At 68.2% G+C, this 3400-nt stretch carries 1 protein-coding gene; it reads right to left on the bottom strand.

The genetic code is table 11. The features are described from left to right. Positions 1–3400, bottom strand: a 3400-nt coding sequence (locus EET13_RS29105; protein ID WP_168991353.1) for a condensation domain-containing protein, incomplete at both ends; no start/stop codon positions are given.

Here is a 3400-nt window from a genome sequence, read left to right as displayed (position 1 = left end):
CATCCACCACCGACAACCGCCGCCCCACCCCACCCACCATCGCCACCAACACCCGCTCCAACCGCCCCACCAACACCGAAACACTCTCGCCCTCAAACACATCGGAGGCGTATTCGACGCGCAGTCCGAGTTCGGTGCCGGGCAGGGCCTGGATGGTCAACGGGTAGTGGTTGTAGTCGTGGCGGGCGATTTCGTCGATGGTGAGTTCTTCATCACCCGAGTCGCCCAGCAGCAGGGCGTCGATCGGGTAGTTCTGATACACGAACAGGGTGTCGAAAAGCCTGTCGTGACCGGTGATTCGGTGGATGTCGGCCAGCCCCAGGTGTTGGTGCTCGAGCGTGTGGTGGTGGGTGTGGTGCAGCTGTTCGAGCAGATCGGCGGCGGTGGTTGCGGCCGTGATGGTCGCCCGCACCGGCACGGTGTTGACGAATAGCCCGACCATCGAGTCCGCGCCGGGCACCTCCGGCGGCCGTCCAGCGACCGCGATGCCGAAGGCGACGTCGTGCTGGCCGGTCAACAGCATCAGCAGCTGCGCCCAGGCGGCCTGCAGCACGATGTTGACGGTGGTGCGCCGGGAGCGTGCCAGCTCCCCGATGGCCTGCGTTGTCGCGGCGGGCAGCCGAACCAAGGTTGCGGCTCGCGGGCGCGGTCCCAATCGATCCGGCGGCCCAACGAGTGTGGGGGTGTCGAAGCCGGCCAGTACCTCGCGCCAGACCGCCCGGGCAGCATCGAGATCGCGCTCGGCCAGCCAAGCGACAAAACGGCGGTACGGGACGGGGGTGGGCAGTCGTTGCTCGTGGTAGCCGGCGAAGATCTCGCGCAGCAGGATCGGCATCGACCAGCCGTCGACCACGATGTGGTGATTGGTCAGCACGAACCGGTGCCGGTGCTCGGCGGTGCGGATCAACGCGGCCCGAAAGGCCGGCGGGTGGGCCAGGTCGCAGACCGCGGCGCGTTCGTCGGCGCACAACTGCCGGATCTGTTCATCGACATCACCGACATCACCGACATCACCGCCGCCGGGCGCCGCGTCAAGCTCGACGTATCGCCATACCGGTACCGGGTCGGCCGGAATGATTTGCACCGGCTCGTCGAACTCGTCGCAAAAGCGGGCCGCCAGGTTCGGATGCCGAACGACCACCGCGTGCACTGCATCGCGTAACCGCTGCGGGTCAAGGGCGCCGGCGATCCCAAGATCCAGCTGCACCGCATAAGCGTCGTCCACCCGGTCGCCGCCGGGCGCGGTGCCGGCGTGGAAGAGCAGGCCCTGCTGCATCGGGGTCAGCGGCAAAATATCGGCAATCCGGTATTGGCGCGTCAGCTCGTCGACCTGGTGCTGGCCCAGACGCGCGGGCAGGATGTCCGACGGCGTCAGACCGCCGCCGCCTCCCCGCACGTGCGCGCAGATGCCGGTCAGGGCCTCGAACCAGAGCCGCCCGAGCCGCGCGATCCCCGCGTCATCCGACGCCGACGGCGCCCACATCCACTTGGCCTGTAGCCGCGGACCGGTGTCGGTGTCGACCGTGACCGCGTTGACCTCCACGGTGTGCATCAGCGGCATCGGTAAACCGGCGTTGCTGCTGCCCGAGCCCAACTCACAGATGCGCCAACCGTTTTCGGCGGCCTGGGTGGATGAGCCCACCCGCCCCAGGTAATTGAAACCGATCGGCGGGTCCGGCGCGGGCAGGTCGACCTCGTCGTTGAGATAGCGCAGCAGCCCGTAGGTCAGGCCGTCCGGCAGCCTCCGAAGCTGCTCCTTGCAGTCCTTGACCACCGCGCCCAGCGCCGCATCGCCGGCCAGCACCTGCGCCCAGCCCAAACCGGCGGCCAGCGTCAATGTCACCGGATGCTTGGCGGTGAACCAGCCGACGGTGCGTGACAGGTCGACGTGCGGGGCCAAATCCTCGTTGCGGCCGTGGCTTTCGACGTCGATGCCGAGCGTGCCGCCGCTGCTGGCAAACCCTAGGAACTCGGCCCATGCCAACGCGAATGCGACCAGGAGGATGTCGTGTATCCCAGCGTGGAACGCCGCCGGGACCTCGCCCAGCAGCAGCCGAGTGGTCTCGCTGTCCAACGACATCGACAGCCGGCCCGCGGTGGCCAAGGTGTCTGACGGACGCGCGGGCGGCAGGGCTGGAGGGGCCGCGCTGACCTGTCGCCAGGCCTCGGCCTGCTCGAGCACCGCCGCGCAGTGGGCGTGCTCGGCCAACAACGACGCCCACCGCCGAAACGACGTCCCCACCGCCGGCAATGCCACCTGCTGCCCACCGCGATGCTGGCGCCAGGCAATATCTAAGTCTTCCAACAGAATTCGCCAGGACACCCCGTCAACGCCAAGATGGTGGATGATCAACGCCAGCTGATTCGAGGCGCGTGCCCACAGCGCGCTCAGCATCACACCGGCGGATGGGTTCAACCGGCAACGGGCGCGGGCCAGCGCCTCCTCGGACAACACCGCCACCGATCGCAGACAGTCGCGCGCATCCACCGCGCCCGCTGCGGCCACCCAACCGGTGTCACCGTCGATCCGCAACCGCAGCATCGCGTGCCGGTCCAGCAACGCCTGCAGAACCACCGCCACATCGGCCTCGGTGACCCCCGCCGGACCCTGCACCACCACCGTCTGGTTGAACTGCTCGATCGGACCGGCGACGGTGCCCAGCCAGCGCATGATCGGTGTGGCCAGCACCTCGCCGGCACCGTCGTCAATAGCCGTCAGGTCGGCATCGGCGAAACCCGCGACCCGGGCCAGGCCGGCGACGTTCTGTTCGGCGAAAATGTCGCGCGGCCGGAAGGTCACGCCGGCCGCGCGGGCACGCGCCACCACCTGCATCGCCAGAATGCTGTCGCCGCCGAGGTCGAAGAACGAGTCGTCGATGCCGACGCGTTGCACACCCAGCACCCGCGCGTATATGCCGGCCAAGATCTCCTCGACCGCAGTCGTGGGAGCGCAATACCGCTCGCGATCAACATATTCCGGCGCCGGCAACGCGCGAACATCAAGCTTGCCGTTAACCGTCAACGGCAACCCCGCCACCACCACCACCGCCGCCGGCACCATATACGACGGCAACCGCTCCGCCAACGCCGCACGCAACCCACCCGGATCAGCCGCCCCGGTCACATACCCCACCAACCGCCGATCCCCCGCACGATCCTCCCGAGCGATCACCACCGCCTGATCCACCCCGGCCAACCCGGCTAACGCGGCCCGAACCTCACCCAGCTCAACCCGATACCCACGGATCTTGACCTGCTCATCAACGCGCCCCAGATAATCCAACTGCCCATCACGACGCCACCGCACCAGATCCCCGGTGCGATACATCCGCACCCCCACCCCACCGAACGGACACGCCACAAACCGCGACGCACTCAACCCCGCCCGACGCCAATACCC

It is taken from the genome of Mycobacterium attenuatum, assembly GCF_900566085.1.
GTDB lineage: Bacteria > Actinomycetota > Actinomycetes > Mycobacteriales > Mycobacteriaceae > Mycobacterium > Mycobacterium attenuatum.
The sequence above is the reverse complement of the archived record's forward strand: the minus strand, read 5'-3'. Positions and strand labels throughout refer to the sequence as shown.